The sequence below is a fragment of the Burkholderia cenocepacia genome, from assembly GCF_014211915.1.
Taxonomy (GTDB): Bacteria; Pseudomonadota; Gammaproteobacteria; order Burkholderiales; family Burkholderiaceae; genus Burkholderia; species Burkholderia orbicola.
The window spans coordinates 140,963-162,875 of record NZ_CP060039.1 but is presented as its reverse complement, the minus strand read 5'-3'; the positions used below and the strand labels follow the sequence as shown (position 1 = coordinate 162,875).

Annotated in this window: 13 protein-coding genes and 2 pseudogenes; 8 read left to right on the top strand and 7 right to left on the bottom strand. The window is 67.5% G+C overall.

All coding sequences use genetic code 11. The annotated features are described in order from the left end of the window. From SY91_RS00745 to nagE, 6 genes and pseudogenes are all read left to right on the top strand, one after another. On the top strand, positions 1–3,216 hold the full coding sequence (locus tag SY91_RS00745; RefSeq protein WP_124477322.1) for an error-prone DNA polymerase: 3,216 nt from the start codon (positions 1–3) through the stop codon (positions 3,214–3,216). A 333-nt stretch (positions 3,217–3,549) separates the two neighbouring features. Continuing rightward, the gene (locus SY91_RS00740; RefSeq protein WP_077180249.1) at positions 3,550–4,284 is read left to right on the top strand and encodes a GntR family transcriptional regulator; all 735 of its coding nucleotides are present in this window, start codon (positions 3,550–3,552) and stop codon (positions 4,282–4,284) included. Between the two features lie 122 nt (positions 4,285–4,406). Beyond that, positions 4,407–5,510, top strand: coding sequence for an N-acetylglucosamine-6-phosphate deacetylase (gene nagA / locus SY91_RS00735; RefSeq protein WP_023474814.1), 1,104 nt, complete (start codon positions 4,407–4,409; stop codon positions 5,508–5,510). After that, positions 5,503–6,534, top strand: coding sequence for an SIS domain-containing protein (locus SY91_RS00730; RefSeq protein WP_043886517.1), 1,032 nt, complete (start codon positions 5,503–5,505; stop codon positions 6,532–6,534). Before nagA ends, SY91_RS00730 begins: the two co-directional genes overlap by 8 nt. Before the next feature lie 15 nt (positions 6,535–6,549). Beyond that, positions 6,550–9,132, top strand: coding sequence for a phosphoenolpyruvate--protein phosphotransferase (gene ptsP / locus SY91_RS00725; protein WP_043886519.1), 2,583 nt, complete (start codon positions 6,550–6,552; stop codon positions 9,130–9,132). Between the two features lie 87 nt (positions 9,133–9,219). Beyond that, positions 9,220–10,988 (top strand): annotated as a pseudogene (gene nagE / locus SY91_RS00720) (N-acetylglucosamine-specific PTS transporter subunit IIBC). A 182-nt stretch (positions 10,989–11,170) separates the two neighbouring features. Here nagE and SY91_RS00715 read toward each other — a convergent pair. The 6 genes and pseudogenes from SY91_RS00715 to rpoH form a co-directional block, all read right to left on the bottom strand. Next, positions 11,171–13,658: pseudogene (locus SY91_RS00715) on the bottom strand (family 20 glycosylhydrolase). A gap of 581 nt (positions 13,659–14,239) precedes the next feature. Beyond that, positions 14,240–14,362 (bottom strand): cytochrome bd-I oxidase subunit CydX, encoded by a 123-nt coding sequence (cydX, locus tag SY91_RS00710; RefSeq protein ID WP_006477761.1) that lies wholly within the window; start codon positions 14,360–14,362, stop codon positions 14,240–14,242. Positions 14,363–14,424: 62 nt separating this feature from the next. Next, positions 14,425–15,561: a cytochrome d ubiquinol oxidase subunit II gene (gene cydB, locus SY91_RS00705; protein ID WP_006477762.1), complete on the bottom strand. Its 1,137-nt coding sequence runs from the start codon at positions 15,559–15,561 to the stop codon at positions 14,425–14,427. A gap of 31 nt (positions 15,562–15,592) precedes the next feature. Further along, a complete protein-coding gene (locus SY91_RS00700; RefSeq protein WP_006477763.1) occupies positions 15,593–17,173 on the bottom strand; it encodes a cytochrome ubiquinol oxidase subunit I in 1,581 nt (526 codons plus the stop codon). Next, the gene (gene cydP / locus SY91_RS00695) at positions 17,163–17,444 is read right to left on the bottom strand and encodes a cytochrome oxidase putative small subunit CydP (protein WP_027806881.1); all 282 of its coding nucleotides are present in this window, start codon (positions 17,442–17,444) and stop codon (positions 17,163–17,165) included. Before cydP ends, SY91_RS00700 begins: the two co-directional genes overlap by 11 nt. Before the next feature lie 360 nt (positions 17,445–17,804). Continuing rightward, positions 17,805–18,740, bottom strand: coding sequence for an RNA polymerase sigma factor RpoH (rpoH, locus tag SY91_RS00690; RefSeq protein WP_006477765.1), 936 nt, complete (start codon positions 18,738–18,740; stop codon positions 17,805–17,807). Between the two features lie 361 nt (positions 18,741–19,101). Here rpoH and pagL point away from each other — a divergent pair, with 361 nt between their 5' ends. Then, the gene (pagL, locus tag SY91_RS00685; RefSeq protein ID WP_006477766.1) at positions 19,102–19,671 is read left to right on the top strand and encodes a lipid A 3-O-deacylase PagL; all 570 of its coding nucleotides are present in this window, start codon (positions 19,102–19,104) and stop codon (positions 19,669–19,671) included. A 45-nt stretch (positions 19,672–19,716) separates the two neighbouring features. Next, positions 19,717–20,100, top strand: coding sequence for a nuclear transport factor 2 family protein (locus tag SY91_RS00680; protein ID WP_006477767.1), 384 nt, complete (start codon positions 19,717–19,719; stop codon positions 20,098–20,100). 143 nt (positions 20,101–20,243) lie between these two features. Here SY91_RS00680 and leuA read toward each other — a convergent pair whose 3' ends face one another. Then, entirely contained in the window at positions 20,244–21,890 is a 1,647-nt protein-coding gene (leuA, locus tag SY91_RS00675) for a 2-isopropylmalate synthase (protein ID WP_185921005.1), read from the bottom strand. Between the last annotated feature and the right edge of the window lie 23 nt (positions 21,891–21,913).

Here is a 21,913-nt window from a genome sequence, read left to right as displayed (position 1 = left end):
ATGGTTGCGGAATTCAGCTTGCTGCCCGATTACGCGGAGTTGTTCTGCCGCTCGAATTTTTCGTTCCTGCATGGCGCATCGCATGCGGAGGAACTGGTCGAGCGTGCGGTGAAACTCGGCTATCGCGGGATCGCGATCACCGACGAATGCTCGCTCGCTGGCGCGCCGCGCATGCATGTCGCCGCTAAAGAGAAAGGGCTGCCGCTCGTCATCGGTTCGTATTTCGACGTCACGCCGGATGAAGTCGCACCCGGCCACGACCCGGGCCCCGGTGCGTTCGGGCTCGTGTTGCTCGCGCAGAACCGCGAAGGGTACGGCAATCTGTCCGAGCTGATTTCATGGCGGCGGATGGAGGCTCCGAAGGGGACGTACAAGCTGACGTCGCGGATGCTGTCGGCGCCGCCAGCGAAGTTTGCACACCTGCGCGGGATGCCCGACTGCTTCGCGATTCTCGTGCCGACGTATCCGGTGCGGGCGGACGTGCTCGATGCGCAGGTCGCGTGGTTTCGCGCGACGTTCGGCGAGCGTGCGCGGCTCGGGCTCGTGCAGTTGCAGCGCGCGCTCGACGGCGTGCAGCGCGACGAGATTCGTGCGGCCGGCAAACGGCGCGGCGTGCGACTCGTCGCGCTCGGCGACGTGACGATGCACCGGCGTTCGTGCAAGGCGTTGCAGGACGTGATGACGGCGATCCGTGTCGGGATGCCGGTGGCCGAGTGCGGCTATGCGCTCGCGCCGAATGCGGAGCAGCATCTGCGTTCGCGCGGGCGGATCGCGAAGTTGTTTTCGTCCGAAGAGATTGGCGAAACCTGCGCGATGCTCGATGCGTGCGATTTCGATCTCGACGATTTGAAGTATGAATATCCACTCGAACTCGTGCCGCGCGGACACACGCCGACCAGTTACTTGAAGCAGGAGACGTGGGCAGGTGTTGCTCGACGCTATTGGAATGGTGTGCCGGAGAAGGTGGCAAAGCAGATCCGGTATGAACTTGCCCTGATCGCGAAACTGGAATACGAGCCGTTTTTCCTGACCGTCTACGACATCGTCAAATACGCGCGCAGTCAGAACATCTTGTGCCAAGGGCGGGGTTCGGCCGCGAACTCGGTGGTCTGTTACTGCCTCGGCATCACCGAAGTGAATCCCGATCAGAGCACGATGCTGTTCGAGCGTTTCATCAGCGAGGAACGCGGCGAGCCGCCGGATATCGACGTCGACTTCGAGCATCAGCGTCGTGAGGAAGTGATCCAGCATATCTACGCGAAATACGGACATGATCGCGCGGCGCTTGCCGCCGCCGTCTCGACGTATCGCCCGCGCGGCGTGCTGCGTGAAACCGGCAAGGCGCTCGGCGTCGATCCGATGCTGGTCGACCGCGTCGCGAAGGGCCATCGCTGGTTCGACGGCAGCCGCGACCTGCTGCAGCAATTCGCGTCGACCGGGCTCGATCCGGCGACGCCGATCATTCAGACATGGGCCGAACTGGCGGGGCGCCTGCTCAACTTTCCGCGCCACCTGTCGCAGCATTCGGGCGGCTTCGTGATCAGCCGCGGCAAGCTCACGCGGCTCGTGCCGGTCGAGAACGCGGCGATGGACGGGCGGCGCGTGATCCAGTGGGACAAGGACGATCTCGAAGCGCTCGGGCTGATGAAGGTCGACGTGCTCGCGCTCGGCATGCTGTCGGCACTGCATCGCGCGTTCGACCTGCGCACTGCGTGGCGCGGGCCAGCGAAGGACGGCAAGCCATTCACGCTGAAACACATTCCGCAGGATGACAAGGCAACCTACGACATGATCTGCCGTGCCGATACCGTCGGCGTGTTCCAGATCGAATCGCGCGCGCAGATGTCGATGCTGCCGCGGTTGAGGCCGCAGAACTACTACGATCTCGTCGTCCAGGTGTCGATCGTGCGGCCCGGTCCGATTCAAGGCGGCGCGGTGCATCCGTATTTGAAGCGGCGCAGGATCGTGGCCGGCGAAGAGAAGGGGGAGGTCACGTATCCGAGCGACGCGCTCAAGGAAGTGCTCGTTCGCACGCTGGGTGTGCCGATCTTCCAGGAGCAGGTGATGCAGATCGCGATCGTTGCGGCCGGTTTTACACCCGGCGAAGCGGATGACTTGCGCCGCGCGATGGCCGCGTGGAAGCGCAAGGGCAATCTCGAGAAATATCAGGACAAGATCATCAGCGGGATGCTCGAACGCAACTACACGCGCGAATTCGCCGAACAGATCTTCGAGCAGATCAAGGGCTTCGGCGAATACGGTTTCCCGGAAAGCCACGCCGCCAGCTTCGCGAAACTCGCGTACGCGAGCAGCTGGCTCAAATGCCACGAACCCGCGATCTTCCTCGCCGCGCTGTTGAACAGCCAGCCTATGGGGTTCTACCCGCCGTCGCAGCTCGTGCAGGACGCGAAGCGTCATCGCGTGAAGGTGCTGCCGATCGACGTCACGCAAAGCGGTTGGGAAGCGTCGCTCGAAGCACTGCCCGACCAGCCGCCCCCACATGGTCAACCGGCCGTGCGGCTCGGCCTGTCGCTCGTGCGCGGCCTGAGCGAAGCCGCCGCGCGGCGCATCGAGGCCGCTCGCACCACCGGCCGGTTCGACAACGTCGACAGCCTCGCCCGCCGCGCGCAGCTCGAACGCCGCGATCTCGAGGCGCTCGCCGCGGCGAACGCGCTCGCGACGCTCGCCGGCCATCGCCGCGATGCGCTGTGGCAGGCCGTCGCCGCGGCGCCGGAGCGCGACCTGCTCGCCGCCGCGCCGATCGACGAGGCGGAGCAGCCCGCACTCGGCGCGCCGTCGGAGGCCGACGACATCCTCGCCGACTATCACGCCACCGGCCTCACGCTGAACCGCCATCCGGTCGCGCTGTTGCGCCCCGCGCTGCGCGCGCGGCGGCTGTCGTCCGCCGCCGAGCTGCGCGATCGCCCCGACGGCCGGCTTGCGCGTGCCTGCGGGCTCGTGACCGCGCGGCAGATGCCGGGCACCGCGAAAGGCGTGATCTTCATGACGCTCGAGGACGAAACGGGCTGCGTGAACGTGATCGTCCGCCCCGAGCTGCTTGCGCGGCAGCGCCGCGAAGCGCTCGATTCGCGGCTGCTCGCGGCGTCGGGCGTGTGGCAGGTCGTGAGCGACGTGAGGCACCTGGTCGCGCAGCATTTCGAGGACCTGACGCCGCTGCTCGGCGGCCTGCGCACGTCGAGCCGCGAGTTCCATTGATGGTTCCACCGAAGCGCGCATCGCCCGGCGCGGCATGCATCGCGTCGACCCATGCATACCAGTCGGTCGAATTGGTCCTATTCTGGTCTCGTTTACATCGCCGAAAACCCGCCAAACGTCTATCTGGACCTATCCCTTTGCATACCACCTCGGGTAAATCCCTATCCCGCATCGCATTGTAAACAAAGGCTTTGCCGGCACTAAAACGCTTGCCGGGCAAGGCTCCCGACGATTTCCGCGACGCTAATACCAGTTCGTTGACTGGTATTATGGTGGTTATATAATGCGTTCACTTTCGACGGTCGCGGATCGTCGTCCGACACCCGGAGGCACATGGAAACCGGCTGGTCCGAACTGGCGCCCGACCCCCTCGACGACACGCCGCTCTATCTGCAGCTCGCCCGCAATCTGGCGAGCGCGATCCACGCCGGCGCGTGGCGGGCCGGCGAGGCGCTGCCGTCGGAGCGGCTGCTGTCGGGGTCGGTCGGCGTGTCACGAATCACCGCGCGCCGTGCGCTCGCGCTGCTGGTCGAGCAGGGCTTGATCAAGCGGGCGCGCGGCGCGGGCAGCTTCATCACGCCGCGCGTCGCCGATCCGCTGTCGCGGCTCGTCGGCTTCACCGCGAAGATGCAGCAGCGCGGCTTCGTACCCGATTCGGTGTGGCTGTCGCGCACGCTGCGCGCCGCGAGCCGCGACGAGCTCACGCATCTCGGCCTCGCGCCCGGCGCGACGGTGGCGCGGCTCGAACGGCTGCGTCGCGCGGACGGCATCGTGATGGCCGTCGAGCACTCGACGCTGCCGGCCGCGGTGGTGCCCGATCCGCAGGCGCTCGGCGCGTCGCTGTACGAATACCTTGAGGCGCGCGGCATGACGGTCGTGCGCGCGCTGCAGCACTTTCGCGCGGCGAATGCCACGCACGCGATCGCGAAATGGATGGCGGTGAAGCCGGGCTCGGCATTGCTGGTGATCACGCGCGTCGGCTACGGCGCCGACCAGCGTGCGATCGAAGTGACCGAAACGTATTGCCGCGACGACTACTACGACTTCGTCGCCGAACTGAAACGCTGACGCGCGAGACTGCCCGCGCATCCCGCGCGATCGCGATGGAACGCAATCGCGCGCAATGAATCGCAACGGATTGGCACATCACGACGCGGACGCTCGCGTCACCCGATCATCAAGAGAACGTCATGCTGACTGGCAATATCCTCACCCCCGACGGCTGGATTCACGGTTCGCTCGATAGCGAGAACGGCCGCATCACCACGCTCGACGGCACGCCCGTCGATCCCGCGACGAACGACGCGCCGTACATCCTGCCCGGCTTCATCGACCTGCACGTGCATGGCGGCGGCGGCGCCGACGTGATGGAAGGCGGCGACGCGATCGAGACGATCGTCCGCACGCATGCGCAATTCGGCACGACGAGCCTGCTCGCGACGACGATGACCGCGCCGCGCGACGATCTGATGGAAGTCGTCGCGAACCTCGGCACCGTCGCGCGGAACCGCACGCCGGGCGGCGCGCGCGTGCTCGGCGTGCATCTCGAAGGCCCGTACATCAACCCGGGCAAGCTCGGCGCGCAGCCCGACGCGGCCGTGTCGGCCGTGCTCGACGAGGTGCTGAAGTACCTGTCGATCGCGCCGATTCGCGTCGTCACGCTCGCGCCGGAAATCGCGGGACACATCGAGATCATCGGCGAGATGGCCGCGCGCGGCGTACGGGTGCAGCTCGGCCACTCGCTCGCGACCTACGACGATGCGGTCGCCGCGCTCAAGCACGGCGCATGCGGTTTCACGCACCTGTTCAACGCGATGTCGCCGCTGCATCACCGCAATCCGGGCCTCGTCGGCGCGGCGCTCGCGCACGCCGAATACGCGGAAATCATCCCCGATCTGCTGCACGTCCACCCGGGTGCGATCCGGGCGGCGCTGCGCGCGATTCCGCGCCTGTACGTCGTGACCGACAGCACGTCCGCCACCGGCATGCCCGACGGCGAATACCGGCTCGGCAGCCAGCACGTGACGAAGTGCCTCGGCGGCGTGCGGCTCGCCGACGGCACGCTCGCCGGCAGCACGCTGACGATGGACCAGGCGTTGCGCAACCTCGTGTCGCTCGGTCTGCCGATCGCCGACGTGTCGAACCGGATGTCGCGCTACGCGGCCGACTACCTCGGCGTCGCTGATCGCGGCCGCCTCGAGCGCGGCGCCTGGGCCGACCTCGCGGTGTTCGATCGCGACCTGAACCTCACCGCGACCTACGTCGAAGGAGAATCGATTGTCGAATATGCTTAAGGAAGCGCGCGAGTCCGCCCAGGTCGTCGCCGCGCAACTCGCCGACACCGCGCGCGTCGAAGCGCTCGCCGGCCAATTGCTCGATCACGCGCCGGCCGTCGCGTTGACGGTCGCGCGCGGCAGCTCGGATCACGCCGCCAGCTATTTCGCGAGCCTGACGATGAGCCGCCTCGGCGTGCCGGTCGCGTCGCTGCCGATGTCGGTCGCGACGCTGCAGCAGGCGCCGCTGAAGGTGCAGGACCAGCTCGCGCTCGCGTTCTCCCAGTCGGGCAAGAGCCCCGATCTCGTCAACACGATGGCCGCGCTGCGCGAAGCCGGCGCGCGTACCGTCGCCGCCGTGAACGTGCTGCCGTCGCCGCTCGCCGATGCGTGCGAACACCAGTTGCCGCTGCTGGCCGGCCCCGAACTGTCGGTTGCCGCGACCAAGAGCTATATCGCGATGCTGTCGCTGTCCGCGCAGATCGTCGCGTACTGGCAGCGCGACGCCGCGCTGATCACCGCATTGCGCGGCCTGCCCGACGTGCTCGCGCAGGCCGGCCGGCTCGACTGGTCGCCGGCCGTCGCGGCGCTCGCGGGCGTCGAACGGATGATCGTCATCGGCCGCGGCCTGGGCCTCGCGATCGCGCAGGAAGCCGCGCTGAAGCTGAAGGAAACGTCCGGCATCCAGGCCGAGGCGTTCTCGAGCGCCGAAGTCCGTCACGGCCCGATGGAACTCATCGACCGCGACTATCCGCTGCTCGTGTTCGCGCCGCCCGGGCCCGAGCAGGCCGGCCTGCTGCAGCTCGCCGCCGACATGCGCGCACGCGGCGCCGCCGTGCTGCTCGCGGCGCCCGCCGGCACGCCCGGCGTATCGACGCCCGGCGTATCGGGCACCGTGCTGCCGCTCGCGCAGTCCGCCCATTCGGCGCTCGACCCGATCGCCGCCATTCTTTCGTTCTACGTGATGGCGGCGGATCTCGCCGTCGCACGCGGGCGCAATCCCGACACGCCGCGCCACCTGAACAAAGTCACCGAAACGCATTGATAGCCGAGAAAGCCGATGAGACGCGCCGAGGAATCCCAGTTGAAGAGCCCCAACCACGATCAGATCGTTCTGCTTAGCCCGTTGACGGGGCCGATCGTCGCACTGGCCGACGTGCCCGATCCGGTGTTCTCCGGCGGGATGTTCGGCGACGGCATCGGCATCGACCCGCTCGCGGGCAAGCTCGTCGCGCCGTGCGCGGGCGTCGTGTCGCATCTCGCGCGCACCGGTCACGCGGTGACGATCACGACACCGCAAGGCGCGGAAGTGCTGTTGCACATCGGCATCGACACCGTCGAGCTGAACGGGCAGGGCTTCATCGCGCACGTCGAAGCCGGCGCCCGCGTCGAAGCGGGCGCGCTGTTGATCGAGTTCGACCAGGACGCGGTGGCGCGAAACGCGCATTCGCTCGTGTCGGTGATCGCGATCGCGAATTCCGACGCGTTCGAAGTGGTCGAGCGCGCGAGCGGTTTCGCGACCGCCGGCGAGACGCCGCTGCTCGCGCTGCGCGGCAAGGGCGAAGCCGCCGCGCAGGCAGCGCAGGCCGGTGCGGCCGCGCACAACGAAGTGCGTCGCGAGATCGTGCTCGCGCAGCCGGGTGGCCTGCATGCGCGGCCGGCCGCGCGGGCGCGTGAAGCCGCGCGCGGCTTCGACGCGACCGTCGACGTGCTGTTCGACGGCCGCAAGGCGTCGATCGCGAGCGTCGTCGGCCTGCTCGGCCTCGGCGCCGGCGAAGGCGCGACGGTCGAGCTGGTCGGCCGCGGCGCGCATGCGCAACAGGCCGTCGATGCGGTCGAGCGCGAGTTGCTGCGCGAAGCGCACGGCGAAGTGGAAGAAAAGCCGGCGCGGCTGAAATCGCCCGCGCCGCAGGCGGTCGCACGCCATGCCGGCGCGCCGATTGATCCGAACACGCTCGCCGGCGTGTGCGCGGCGCCCGGCATCGCGGTCGGCACGCTGGTGCGTCTCGACGATGCGGACATCGTGCCGCCCGAGCAGGCGACCGGCACACCGGCCACGGAAAGCCGCCGGCTCGATCAGGCGCTGAAGACGGTCGACGCCGAACTTACCGAAACGGTTCGCAGCGCGTCGGCGCGCGGCGCGGTCGGCGAAGCGGGCATCTTCGCGGTGCATCGCGTGCTGCTGGAAGACCCGACGCTGGTCGACGCGGCGCGCGACCTGATCAGCCTCGGCAAGGGCGCGGGCTTCGCATGGCGCGCGACGATCCGTACGCAGATCGACACGCTGTCGAAGCTCGACGACGCGCTGCTCGCCGAACGCGCGGCCGATCTGCGCGACATCGAGAAGCGCGTGCTGCGCGCGCTCGGCCACACGAGCGGCGCCGCGCGTGTGCTGCCCGACGAAGCCGTGCTCGCGGCCGAGGAATTCACGCCGTCCGACCTGTCGTCGCTCGATCGCGAACGCGTGACCGCGCTCGTGATGGCGCGCGGCGGCGCGACGTCGCACGCGGCGATCATCGCGCGGCAGCTGGGCATCCCGGCGCTGGTGGCGGTCGGCGATGCGCTGTACGCGATTCCGGACGGCACGCAGGTGGTCGTCGATGCGAGCGCGGGCCGGCTCGAACACGCGCCGACCGCGCTCGACGTCGAGCGCGCGCGGCACGAGCGTCAGCGCCTGGACGGCGTACGCGAGGCGAACCGGCAACAGGCCGGCGAGGCGGCCGCGACGGTCGACGGCCGCGCGATCGAGGTCGCCGCGAACATCGCGACGCTCGACGATGCGAACACCGCGGTCGACAACGGCGCGGACGCGGTCGGCCTGCTGCGCACCGAACTGATGTTCATCCATCGCCAGGCCGCGCCGACGGCGGTCGAGCACCAGCAGAGCTACCAGTCGATCGTCGACGCGCTGCAGGGCCGCACGGCGATCATCCGCACGCTCGACGTCGGCGCGGACAAGGAAGTCGACTACCTGACGCTGCCGCCCGAACCGAACCCGGCGCTCGGCCTGCGCGGCATCCGTCTCGCGCAGGTGCGCCCCGATCTGCTCGACGATCAGTTGCAGGGCCTGCTCGCGGTGAAGCCGTTCGGCGCGGTGCGCATCCTGCTGCCGATGGTGACCGATGCGGGCGAACTCGTGCGGCTGCGCAAGCGCATCGACGAATTCGCGCGCGCGCAGGGCCGCACCGAGCCGATCGAGGTCGGCGTGATGATCGAGGTGCCGTCGGCCGCGCTGCTGGCCGACCAGCTCGCGCAGCACGCGGATTTCCTGTCGATCGGCACCAACGACCTCACGCAATACACGCTCGCGATGGACCGCTGCCAGGCCGACCTGGCCGCGCAGTCCGACGGCCTGCATCCGGCCGTGCTGCGCCTGATCGACATCGCGGTGCGCGGCGCCGCGAAGCACGGCAAGTGGGTGGGCGTCTGCGGCGCGCTCGGCGGCGATCCGCTCGCGGTGCCGGTCCTGGTGGGCCTCGGCGTGACCGAGCTGTCGGTCGACCCTGTGTCGGTGCCCGGCATCAAGGCGCGTGTGCGCCGTCTCGATTACCAGTTGTGCCGTCAGCGCACGCAGGATCTGCTCGCGCTCGATTCGGCACAGGCGGTAAGGGCAGCAAGCCGCGAGGTCTGGCCGCTCGACTGAGCGTCGACGGCAGGTTCGCGGCGCGTTTCACGACGAAGGCAAGTAGGTCAACGACGATTAACGACGAGACAAGGATTGGAGGACTGAATGAACGGGAATCCGTTTCTGAAAATACAGGGCCTGGGCCGGGCGCTGATGCTGCCGATCGCGGTATTGCCGGTCGCCGGCATCCTGCTGCGGCTCGGCCAGCCGGACGTGTTCAACATCAAGATGATCGCCGACGCCGGCGGCGCGATCTTCGACAACCTGCCGCTCCTGTTCGCGATCGGCGTGGCGGTCGGCTTCGCGAAGGACAACAACGGCGTGGCGGCGCTCGCGGGCGCGATCGGTTACCTGATCGAAACCGCGATCATGAAGGACATCGATCCCAAGCTGAACATGGGCGTGCTGTCGGGGATCATCGCGGGTGTCGTCGCGGGCCTGCTGTACAACCGCTACAAGGACATCAAGCTGCCGGACTACCTCGCGTTCTTCGGCGGCAAGCGCTTCGTGCCGATCATCACGGGGCTGGTCTGCGTGATATTGGGCATCGCGTTCGGGTACGTGTGGCAGCCGATCCAGCATGCGATCGACGCGGCCGGCCAGTGGCTGACGACGGCGGGCGCGATCGGTGCGTTCGTGTTCGGCTTCCTGAACCGCCTGCTGCTCGTCACCGGCCTGCACCACATCATCAACTCGCTCGCGTGGTTCGTGTTCGGCAACTTCACGCCGCCCGCCGGCGGCGAGATCGTGCACGGCGACCTGCACCGCTTCTTCGCGGGCGACCCGACCGCGGGCACCTTCATGGCCGGCTTCTTCCCGATCATGATGTTCGGCCTGCCGGCCGCGTGTCTCGCGATGCTGCACGAGGCGCCGAAGGAGCGCCGCGCGATGGTCGGCGGCCTGCTGTTCTCGATGGCGCTGACGTCGTTCCTGACCGGCGTGACCGAGCCGATCGAGTTCAGCTTCATGTTCCTCGCGCCGGTGCTGTACGTGATCCATGCGGTGCTGACGGGCTTGTCGCTCGCGATCTGCCAGATTCTCGGCGTGAAGCTCGGCTTCACGTTCTCCGCCGGCGCGATCGACTACGTGCTGAACTACGGGCTGTCGACGAAGGGCTGGATCGCGATCCCGCTCGGCATCGCGTACGGCGTCGCGTACTACGGGCTGTTCCGCTTCTTCATCCGCAAGTTCAACATGGCCACGCCGGGCCGTGAGCCGGCCTCGGCCGACGCGGCCACGGAGTCGTACGCATCGGGCGGCTTCGTCGCACCGGCCGCGGGCGCGGCCGCAACGGCTGCCGCACCGCGCGCGCAACGCTACATCGCCGCACTCGGGGCGCCGGCAACCTGTCGGTCGTCGACGCGTGCACGACGCGCCTGCGCCTGACCGTCGTCGATCCGGAAAAGGTATCGGAGCCGGAACTGAAGTCGATCGGCGCACGCGGCGTGCTCAAGCGCGGCGGCAACAGCGTGCAGGTGATCATCGGGCCCGAGGCCGACATCATTGCCGACGAGATGCGTGCCGCGATCGGCGGCGGCGCGACCGGTGCCGCATCGACCGCGCCGGCCGCGGCCGCGCAGCCCGTCACGGGCGCGGCCGCTGGCCCGCTCGATCCGGAGCCGACCCGCTGGCTCGCGGTGTTCGGCGGGGCGACCAACGTCGCGTCGCTCGATGCGGTGGCCACCACGCGCCTGCGCGTGGTCGTGCGCGACCCGTCGGCGGTCGATCGCGAGCGTCTCGGCGCGCTCGACGTCGCATGGGTGTCGCTCGATACGTTCCACATCGTCTGCGGCAACGCGGCGGCACGCTATGCCGAACAGCTCGGCGCGCGCCTGCCGCCGTCGGGCGGCGGGGCGGCGGCACAACCGGCGTGATGCGGTGAGGCCGGCCTGATCGATCCGCGCGGCGGATGCGGGCCGGCGGTCAACAGAGGTCAAAGGAAAACGGCTTGCGACGTGTGCGTCGCAAGCCGTTTTTGCTTTGGCGAAGGCCGTGTGCGATAAGCGATGCGTGGGTCCGCATCGCCTGCCGCTCAACTGCGTGGCCGTTCACCCGTTCACGGATTCGTCAGCGTGAAGGTAGGCTTCCGGTAGCCGACCCCGGCGCGCTCCAGCTTCGGCAATTCGCGTTGCGTGAGCAGCGTCGCGAAGCCGGCCCAGTCGCGCTGCAGCGCGGCGATGTCGACATGATGCGTGTCGCCGCGCTTGAAGCGCACGCCGGCCGCATACGGCAGCTCCCAGTCGGCCCGGTGCCACGCGCGCTCGGCCAGTGCGAGCAGCCGCGGATAGGTCATGTATTCGAGGAAGGTGTCGTTGCGCATCACCTCGCCCCATGCCTGGCCCTGCATGCCCTCGATGCGCGGCGCGGGGCCCGTGCCCGTCACCTCGAACGGGTTGCCGTCGCGGTCGCCCATCACTTCGGCGTTCTGCGGCAGGTTCTCCGGCGCGAGCGAGAACACCTTGTACTCGTCGGTCGCGTGCGAGCCCCAGTAGTAGCCGCGCTCGCGCGGATTGAGTGTGTACGGGAAGTCGAAGTACAGGTAGTCGGGCAGCGCGAGCACCGTCTGGTAGCCCTTGCCGCTCAGGTCGCGCGCGCTGTCCGACGCGCCCCAGAAGATCGTGTCCCACAGCGACACCATCACGTGGCGCGTGCTGAAATCCTGCGGCCCGTTCGCATGCTTGATGCCGTCCTGCCACGCGGCCATCGTGCCGATCCCGTTCGCGTTGACCGCCGCGCTCACCTGTTTCGCGAAACGCGTCGGCAGCTCGTCGATCGACTTGATCTCGCCGCGCTGGAGCAGCGCCGTGCAAGCCGGCGACCGTGCCCACGGCTTGTCCTGCGCGGCGAGATCGATGCGCCCCTTGTTCGGATCGGTGCCGTTGAGCGCCTGGAAGCCGCCGCCGAGGAAGATGTTCTTCGCTTCGTCGCCGCCGTAGTGCCAGGTCTGCAGCGGCGCCTGCGCGTCCGCGTGCATCGCCGCGATCTCGCGGATCACCTTCGACGCGAAGTTGAGCGCGCCCGGCACGCACGGGTTCAGGTCGCTGCGCCGGTCGTAGAACTGCACCGTCGTCAGGTTCGTCGTGTCCTGCGGGTCGAGCAGCCGGTACGCGTTCGCTTCCTGCTCGCGGCCCGCCGCATGCAGCCGCCGGTAGCGCGCCTCCATCGTCACGACGGCCGCGCGCGCATGCGCGGGCATGTCGATCTCGGGGATGATCTGCACGAAACGCGCGGCCGCATAGCGCACGAGCGCCACGTAGTCGTCGCGCGTCAGGTAGCCGCCGCCCGAGCGATTGTCGGGGCCGGAGCCGAGCTGCGGCAGCAGGCAGCGCGTCTCGCTCGGGTCGTGGCAGCGGCGCGAGCCGATCTCGGTCAGCTCGGGCAGGCCGGGAATCTCGATGCGCCAGCCTTCGTCGTCGGACAGATGCAGGTGCAGGCGATTGAGCTTGTACGCGCTCATCTGGTCGATCAGGCGGCGCAGCGTCGCCGGCTGCTTGAAGTTGCGCGCGAGGTCGACGTGCATGCCGCGATGCGTGAAGCGCGGCGCATCCTCGACGAGCATCGCCGGGATCGGGCCGCCGCCGGCCGGCGCGAGCGAGTAGAGCGTCTGCACGCCGTAGTAGAGGCCCGCGCGATCGTAGCCTTCGATCAGCACGCCGCGCGGCCCGATCGCGAGCCGATAGCCGCCCGGTGTCGCGATGTCGGCCGGCAGCCGGCGCGGCGCGACGAAGCCGCGCACCGGCACGCCTGCGCCATCGAGCCCGAGGATCGTCGCGCGCTCGCGCAGCGCCGCGACCTGTGCGTCCGACAGGTCCGGCAGCGCGAGTTCGACGCCGCGCAGCTCGAGCGTGCCGGGCAGCGGCAGTTCGCGCTTCACCGCTCGGCAGCGCGCGGCCCGGATCGGGTCGTGCGGCCACCGGCGGCGCGTTGCCGGTCGAGTTGTTCTGCGCGTCGGCCGGCAGCGATTCGACGTAGCGCAGCTCGTTGTCGGTGTCGTTGTAGCGCAGCACGGCGGGCGGCGCGCCGTCGACGACGACGTACGGACGCGGAATCACGTCGCTGTAGCGCAGCAGCCAGTATTCGGCGACGAACGGCAGCTCGATGCGCTCGCCGGGCGCGAGTCGCACCGAGCCCGGCTGCGGCGTCAGTTCGTACAGGTCGCCGGTGAGCCGCCGCAGCGCGAAACCTGGACGGTCGATCCGCAGCAGGCGGCGGATGCTGTGCAGGTAGAGCTTCCAGCCGCCGTCGGCGATCGCCTGGTGGCCGCGGTTCTGCAGGATCAGGCGGCCGGTCGCGCAGGCAGCGCCGTCGGCGCCGAGATCGGCGCACGGCACGCCGGCCGCGGCCGCATGGTTGTTGTCGACGGCGACGCGCAACGCGAGGCCGTTCGACAGCTGCGTCGCGAGGCTGGCTGCTTGTGCGGCGGCCGCTTGCGCGCTGCCGGCGGTCGCGCCAGTGGCGGCCGACGCCGGTGCCGCGGCGATCGCAGCCGGCGACAGCACCGCGATCAACAGGCCGGCAATGAGGGATGGCAAGGTACGCTTCATTCGAACTCCTGAGAAAAAGAGGGCGTGGCGGCGTCGTGACGCGACGTCGCTGCGATCGGGTCTTTCAGTGGAGCTGCGGGAGATACCGGCACGCTGGGCGATGCGGCTGCCCCGCGCACATTCGGCACGCGGACGCGTGCGTTACGGAACGGGCGGCGGGCATGCGTGCCGATCGGATCGGCGCGGCGGCGTGCGCGGATTCATCGGCGGTCCATGGCGTTCGCCGCGGCGACGAGGCGGCCACGGCCGGCGGCGCTCGGTTGGCCGCGCACGAGCGCGACGACGGCGCGCGCCGTGGCGCACGGACGTCGAGATGGCGCGCAGGCGCACGCCACACACGGGATTCGCATGTCTCCCCCACCCAGAAGGATTCGGCCTGTCAGCGGCCGTGTCCAACGATCTTATGAAACCTTTTATTGGTATTCAAGTGGTATCAATCTGGCGCTAAATTGGCATCGCCGGGCGACGCCTGCCAGCGCGGACAGGACGAAAAAACCTCGCACGAAGCGAGGTTCTTTTCCCTTCCGGGCGGCGACGGCGCGCGATCGGCCGCGCGCGTATCCCGTGTCAGCGCCGGTGCGTCAGTCGCGCCGCGCACGCACGGGCGCTTCCTGCGTCTTCTGCCGCGCTTCGAGCCACATCGCGTTGACGATACCGAACGACAGCGCGACACCGATACCGAGAATCCAGCTGAAATACCACATGATCCGACTCCTTGCGAAACGGTGGGCGAGGGCGCCCGCGCACCCCGGCCCGGTTCAATGCATCAATACATCGAGTGCGTGTTCTCTTCGAGCGTCTGGTGCGTGACCTTGCCGCGCATCACGCGATACACCCAGCTCGTGTAGAGCAGCACGATCGGCAGGAACACGATCACCGCGAACAGCATCACCTGCAGCGTCATGTGGCTCGACGTCGAATCCCATACGGTCAGGCTGCTGCGCGGGTCCAGCGACGACGGCATGATGAACGGGAACATCGAGAAGCCCGCGGTCAGGATCACGCCGGTGATCATCAGGCCCGTGCAGAAGAACGCCGTCTTCTCCTGCTTCGAGCCGGCGAGCAGCAGCGCCAGCACGCCGCCCGCGATCCCGACGACGGGCGCCGCGATCATCCACGGATAGTCGCCGTAGTTCGCGAGCCACAGGCCCGAACCGGCGGCGACGTCCTTGAGCAGCGGGTTCGCGACGGTGTCGGTCGGCGCCGCATGGGTGATGTGGAAGCCGCCGATATAGGAGGCCACCAGCACACCGGCCAGCACGAACAGCACGACCGCGAGGAACGACGCGACGCGCAGCGCGATCGACGCACGGCGCGCGATCACGCCGTCGGTCTTCATCTTGATGAACGCGGCGCCGTGCGCGACGAGCATCGTGAGGCTGACGAGCCCGCACAGCAGCGCGAACGGGTTCAAGAGCGCCCAGAAGCCGCCGTAGTAGGTCACGCGCAGGTCGCTGTCGAACTTGAACGGCACGCCCTGCAGCAGGTTGCCGAACGCGACGCCGAACACCAGCGCCGGCACGAAGCCGCCGGCGAACAGGCCCCAGTCCCAGCCCGCGCGCCAGCGCGGGTCCGGCCGCTTGCTGCGGTAGTCGAAGCCCACCGGCCGGAAGAACAGCGCGAACAGCACGAGCAGCATCGCGAAGTAGAAGCCGGAGAACGACGCCGCATAGACGAGCGGCCAGGCCGCGAACATCGCGCCGCCGGCCGTGATCAGCCACACCTGGTTGCCTTCCCAGGTCGCGCCGACCGTGTTGACGATGATGCGGCGCTCCTCGTCGGTCTTGCCGAGGAACGGCAGCAGCGCGGTCGCGCCCATGTCGAAGCCGTCGGTGACGGCGAAGCCGATCAGCAGCACGCCGACGAGCAGCCACCAGATCAGCTTGAGAGTTGCATAGTCCATAGCGATTCCTTGTTCGGTTGCGAGGGCGTGCTCAGACCGCGGCCCGCTCGCCGGCAGCGGCGAGTTCGTGGTGATAGCGGCCGGTATGCAGCGACGACGGGCCGAGGCGTGCGTACTTGAACATCAGCTTGATCTCGATGACGAACAGCGCGGTGTAGAACAGGATGAAGCCGGCGAGGCTCAGGTACAGGTCGCTCGGCTGCAGGCTCGACGCGGACAGGTGCGTCGGCAGCACGCCGGCGATCGTCCACGGCTGGCGGCCGAGCTCGGCGACGATCCAGCCGAATTCGATCGCGATCCACGGCAGCGGGATCGCCCACACCGCGTAGCGCAGGAACCAGCGGCGGTTGTCCTGCAGCAGTTGCCGCCGCGCGCAGAACCAGAACGCGGCAACGAACGTCGCGACGAACAGGAAGCCGAGGAACACCATGATCCGGAACGAGAAGAACACCGGCGCGACGGGCGGGATCGTCTTCTTCGCGGCGGCCTTGATCTGCTCGGGCGTCGCGTCGGTCACGTTCGGCGTGAACTGCTTGAGCATCAGCCCGTAGCCGAGATACTGCTTGTGCTGGTCGAACAGCGCGCGGGTCGCGTCGCTCGTGTCGCCCTGCTTGAGCTTCTGCAGCGCGCCGTACGCGATCATCCCGCTCTGGATGTGCTCCTCGCTGTGCTTCGCGAGATCGCGCAGGCCGATCACCGGTTCGTCGATCGAGCGCGTCGCGATCAGGCCGAGCGCGTACGGGATCTTGATCGCGTAGTCGGTGCGCTGTTCCTCCTGGTTCGGGATGCCGATCAGCGTGAACGACGCGGGCGCCGGCTGGGTTTCCCATTCGGATTCGATCGCGGCGAGCTTCATCTTCTGCACTTCGCCGGTCGTATAGCCAGATTCGTCGCCGAGCACGATCACGCAGAGCGTCGCCGCGAGGCCGAAGCCGGCCGCGACCGCGAACGAGCGCAGCGCGAAGTCGACGTCGCGTTTCTTCAGCAGGTACCACGACGACACGCCGAGCACGAACATCGCCGCCGACACGTAGCCGGCCGACACCGTGTGCACGAACTTCACCTGCGCGACCGGGTTGAACAGCACGTCGAACAGACTCGTCATCTCCATGCGCATCGTCTGGTAGTTGAACTCGGCGCCGACCGGGTTGTTCATCCAGCCGTTCGCGACGAGAATCCACAGCGCCGACAGGTTCGAGCCCAGCGCGACGAGGAACGTGACGATCAGGTGCTTGACCTTCGACAGGCGGTTCCAGCCGAAGAAGAACAGGCCGACGAACGTCGATTCGAGGAAGAACGCCATCAGGCCTTCGACCGCGAGCGGCACGCCGAAGATGTCGCCGACGTAGTGCGAGTAGTACGACCAGTTCGTGCCGAACTGGAATTCGAGCGTGATGCCGGTCGTCACGCCCATCGCGAAGTTGATCCCGAACAGCTTGCCCCAGAACTGGGTCATGTCCTTGTAGACCTGCTTGCCGGTCATCACGTAGACGGCTTCCATGATGACGAGCAGCCAGGACAGGCCGAGCGTCAGCGGCACGAACAGGAAGTGGTAGAGCGCCGTGATGCCGAACTGTAGGCGTGACAGATCGACGACTTCACTACTTATCATGGTGGTCTCCCTCGGTAGAGGCGGGCGCCGGCACCGAGAGCAGCTTCTCGGCGACGGCGGCAGGCGGCAACGACATGTGCTCGGCCTGCGGATGATTGAAGAATGCGTATTTGAGCGACATCAGGAGGATCAGCTTGACGATCAGCACCAGGGTGATGTCGCGGGCGAGGGTCGGTCCGCGTGCCCACGCGGCGATGCGCGCACGCCAGCCAATCGTGCCGGCCGGCCGCGAAGGCGGCGCAGGCTCTTTATTGATCGAGATCAAGGCGATTATCCTGAATCGATTTACGTCGGATTGGGGGCGACTTTACGTCGGATTTATGACGGCCGTGAAGCTGTTTTAATCCTTTTGCGCCTGACATGCCAATTTTAAAAGGACTGCTTTCCGATGCCGAGTGCTGCGCTGCGGCAGACCGTCGCGAAACGTGGGGTAAAAATTGAGGTGGATCAAGGTTATGCGGAAGGGCACCGCAAATGGCGTAATACCCGATGAATCAGGTCAATTAATCGGCGAAGAAACGGAGCGTGAAGCGCGTTGAAAAGCGGGGGAAAAGCAGCGGAAAAACGGACGAAAAAAAACCGCTGCCGGGCAGGCAGCGGTTTTCGATGAAGCGCTCTAAATCGCCGGGATTTACGCGTATTCGGCGAGGGCCGTGCGCATCTTCTTCATCGCGCTCGCTTCGATCTGGCGGATGCGTTCCGCCGACACACCGAACTCGGCGGCGAGATCGTGCAGCGTCGAGCCGCCCGAGCCATCGTCGTCGACGTGCAGCCAGCGCGCCTCGATGATGCGGCGGCTGCGCGCGTCGAGCGCGTCGAGCGCCTGCGCGATGCCGTCCGTCTGCAGCATGTCGCGTTGACGTGCGGCCAGCACGGCGGTCGGCTCGTTGTGCGAGTCGGCCAGGTAGGCGATCGGCGCGTACGACTCCTCGCCGTCTTCCACCTGGCCTTCGAGCGCGATGTCGCCGCCCGACAGGCGCGTTTCCATCTCGGTGACTTCCTCGCGCTTGACGTTGAGCTCCTGCGCGAGGCCGTCGATTTCCTCGGGCGTCATCGCCTGCATGCTCTTCTTGTGGCTGCGCAGGTTGAAGAACAGCTTGCGCTGCGCCTTCGTGGTCGCGACCTTCACCATGCGCCAGTTGCGCAGGATGTACTCGTGGATCTCGGCCTTGATCCAGTGAATCGCATACGACACCAGGCGCACGTTTTGCGCCGGGTCGAACCGCTTCACGGCTTTCATCAGGCCGATGTTGCCTTCCTGGATCAGGTCGCCGTGCGGCAGGCCGTAGCCGAGATAGTTGCGCGCGATCGACACGACGAGACGCAGGTGCGACAGCACGAGGCGGCGCGCCGCGTCGAGGTTGTTGTCCTCGCGGAATTCGGTTGCGTAGCGGCGTTCCTCTTCGGCGGTCAGCAGCGGAATGCGATTGACGGCCTGGATGTACGCGTCGATGTTGCCGAGCTGGCCGGGCAACATCGATTGGGCTGCGAGCGCCAGCGAGCCTGCCGATTCGGCCTTGGCCGGCGTCGGGCTCAGCGTGTTCGGGAGGGTCAGGGCGTGGCTCACTAAAAAACTCCTTTGGAATCAGGGACAAGCCCCCGGTCTCGAATGAGATTCCGTGGGTCATCTTAGCACTCCCGCAATACGAGTGCTAATTCCTTAGAGCGGGCGGGGGCATCGGAGTTCCCCGTTTTTCTATCGAACCGGTTGAGTCGATAGTCTATTCTGCGACAGGGGCGGGGCCACGAAGTTCCGTAACCCGTTGTTTCTGATGGGAATCAGTAGACGATTTCGATTTTTGTCGTTTTGGAAGCAAACAATTTCGCTTCGTGATGCCGATCCGAAAAGTCCTTTACCATACCATTCAGTTCGCTCGGGCCCGGCCGTTGCGGCAGGCTCCATTCAACCCACAAAGTTGGAGTGTCAGATGAACAATAAGAAGAATCGCCGGCCCGGCAGCCGGCTGGTGCTGCATGCGATGCTGGCAGCGTCTCTTCTGGGCGGATCCGCTGCGGCTTTCGCGGATCGATGGGGGATCCAGGCGGGCGGCGGGTTTTCGGATCGTCGCGGGATCGACAAGGCCGATATCGGCGTGGTGTGGGACCCGGGCTGGAACTGGTGGGAAATCGGCGGCTGGCACTTCGCGTTCGTCGTCGAAGGGCACGCCGGCTACTGGCACACGGGCGGCAACGTCCATGGCAACATCGGCGAGTTCGGCGTCACGCCGATGTTCCGTTTCATCAAGAGCAGCGGGCAGATTCGCCCGTTCATCGAGGCGGGCGGCGGCGTCCGGCTTCTGACGCACCCGACGATCTCGGACAATTTCTCGCTGTCGACGGCGTTCCAGTTCGCGCCGACGGGCGGCGTGGGCGTGCAGTTCGGCCAACGGCAACAGTATCAGGTCGGCTATCGGTTCGAACATGTGTCTAACGCGGGTATCAAAGAGCCGAATCCTGGTATAAATTTCCACCAGTTCTACCTGCAGTACAACTTCTGATCCGTACGCCCGTGCAAGGCGGGCGCGTTGCCGAGGAGTCAGGCGATGGCGAAGGTGGTCGATGCGATCCGCGCGCTCGAGCGCGACCGGTTCCGGGCGATGGTGGACGGCGACGGGGAGGCGCTCGCCGCGCTGCTGTCGGACAAGGTGTTTTTCGTCCACACCAACGGCAAGCGCGAAACCAAGCAGCAGTTCATCGACGCCATCGTCGCCGGCCGCCGCCGCTATCGCCAGATCGAAATCCAGTCGCAGGACGTGCTGCCGGTCGGCGACGAGACCTGCGTCGTCACCGGCCGCGCGTTGATCGAGATGGAAACGAACAACGGCGGCCTCGTCTTCCCGATTGCCTATACGTCCGTCCACACGCACGACCAGGGCCGCTGGTGCCTGTTCGCGTGGCAGGCGACGCGGTGCGCGACCGAGACGTGAGCGCGGGTGCCGCGCCTTTTCATGTCCCGACCGAAGCGGCCTTCTGAGCCGCTTTTTGCTGCCTCGTGCGGCGCGGATCGCGCGGCGCACGGGCGGTCACGCACCGCTCGCTGACCTTTCAACCCTGCATCGAAGCCCGGCGCTCAGGCCGCCGCGCGTCGATCGGCGCAGTGCCATGCCGAGCGGTTGATCGCGCTGACGACCGCATCGAGTGCCGCGCTCGCCGCATCGGCGTGCACGCCGACCCCGTGCCGCAGCGGCGCGTCGCCGACCCGGCAGCCGACCGATACCGCGATCCGGCCGTCCGCGGTGCGCGTGTGTTCACACGACGCGACGTCGATCGCGGCGCCGGCGGCCGCCGCAAATGCCGCGGCGAAACGTCGCACGGCGTCGTCGGGCGTCGCGTCGGCGGCGGGCGCCACCGCGATCTCGCGGTTTTGCCAGCGCGCGCTGCTGCCGTGGCGTGCGGCCGGGCCGTCGGTCTCGAAGAATTCGCGGGAGAACAGCGCGCAGATCGCGTCGCCCGTCACTTCCTCGCCCGACGCGTCGGCGAGCGTCTGCACCGCATGACTGAACTCGATCTGGACGCGACGCGTCGGCGTGAAGCCCATCCCGCGCTCGAGCAGGAACGTCGCGCCGCCCTTGCCGGACTGGCTGTTCACGCGGATCACCGCGTCATAGCTGCGGCCGAGGTCGGCCGGGTCGATCGGCAGGTACGGGACCTCCCAGATCGCATCGGGACGCTGCTGCGCAAAACCCTTGCGGATCGCGTCCTGGTGCGAGCCCGAGAACGCGGTGAACACGAGATCGCCCGCGTACGGGTGGCGCGGATGCACGGGAATCTGGTTGCAGCGCTCGACGACGCGGCGCACCGCGTCGATGTCGGAGAAATCGAGGCCCGGGTCGATGCCTTGCGTGTAGAGGTTCAACGCGAGCGTGACGAGATCGACATTGCCGGTGCGCTCGCCGTTGCCGAACAGGCAGCCCTCGATGCGGTCGGCGCCCGCGAGCAGCGCGAGTTCGGCCGCCGCGACCGCGGTGCCGCGATCGTTGTGCGGATGCACGGACAGCACGATGCTGTCGCGATACGCGAGGTTGCGGTCCATCCATTCGATCTGGTCGGCGAACACGTTCGGGGTCGCGGCCTCGACGGTGGCCGGCAGGTTGACGATCATCTTGTGGTCGCGAGTCGGGCGCCACGTCTGCGCGACCGCGTCGCAGATCTCGCGCGCGAACGTCAGCTCGGTCATGCTGAAGGTTTCCGGCGAGTACTGGAAGGTCCAGCGGGTATCGGGGCGCGCGGCCGCGTGTGCCTTGATGATGCGCGTGCCGTCGATCGCGAGCGCCTTCACGTCGTTCTTCGACATCCCGAACACGATGCGGCGGAACGACGGGCAGACCGCGTTGTACAGGTGCACGATCGCGCGCGGCACGCCTTCGAGCGCATCGAACGTACGGGCGATCAGGTCTTCGCGCGACTGCACGAGCACCTCGATCGTCACGTCGTCGGGAATCCGCTTGTCGTCGATCAGCTTGCGCACGAAATCGAAGTCGGTTTGCGACGCCGACGGAAAACCGACTTCGATCTCCTTGAATCCGATGGCGACCAGCATTTCGAAGAACTCGAGCTTCTGCTCGATGCTCATCGGCTCGATCAGCGACTGGTTGCCGTCGCGCAGGTCGGTGCTCATCCACACCGGCGCACGCTCGATGGTGCGGGCTGGCCAGCGGCGGCCATTGAGGCGGACGGGCTCGAACGGACGGTACTTGTCTTGCGGATTGCGCATCATCTTCTGGACCTCGGGTCTCAAGT

What these genes read in the sequence shown, in the direction of transcription:
- SY91_RS00745 (WP_124477322.1), top strand. Translation starts at nt 1, where the DNA reads ATGGTTGCGGAATTCAGCTTGCTGCCCGATTACGCGGAGTTGTTCTGC.
- SY91_RS00740 (WP_077180249.1), top strand. Translation starts at nt 3,550, where the DNA reads ATGGAAACCGGCTGGTCCGAACTGGCGCCCGACCCCCTCGACGACACG.
- nagA (WP_023474814.1), top strand. Translation starts at nt 4,407, where the DNA reads ATGCTGACTGGCAATATCCTCACCCCCGACGGCTGGATTCACGGTTCG.
- SY91_RS00730 (WP_043886517.1), top strand. Translation starts at nt 5,503, where the DNA reads ATGCTTAAGGAAGCGCGCGAGTCCGCCCAGGTCGTCGCCGCGCAACTC.
- ptsP (WP_043886519.1), top strand. Translation starts at nt 6,550, where the DNA reads ATGAGACGCGCCGAGGAATCCCAGTTGAAGAGCCCCAACCACGATCAG.
- cydX (WP_006477761.1), bottom strand. Translation starts at nt 14,362, where the DNA reads ATGTGGTATTTCAGCTGGATTCTCGGTATCGGTGTCGCGCTGTCGTTC.
- cydB (WP_006477762.1), bottom strand. Translation starts at nt 15,561, where the DNA reads ATGGACTATGCAACTCTCAAGCTGATCTGGTGGCTGCTCGTCGGCGTG.
- SY91_RS00700 (WP_006477763.1), bottom strand. Translation starts at nt 17,173, where the DNA reads ATGATAAGTAGTGAAGTCGTCGATCTGTCACGCCTACAGTTCGGCATC.
- pagL (WP_006477766.1), top strand. Translation starts at nt 19,102, where the DNA reads ATGAACAATAAGAAGAATCGCCGGCCCGGCAGCCGGCTGGTGCTGCAT.
- SY91_RS00680 (WP_006477767.1), top strand. Translation starts at nt 19,717, where the DNA reads ATGGCGAAGGTGGTCGATGCGATCCGCGCGCTCGAGCGCGACCGGTTC.
- leuA (WP_185921005.1), bottom strand. Translation starts at nt 21,890, where the DNA reads ATGATGCGCAATCCGCAAGACAAGTACCGTCCGTTCGAGCCCGTCCGC.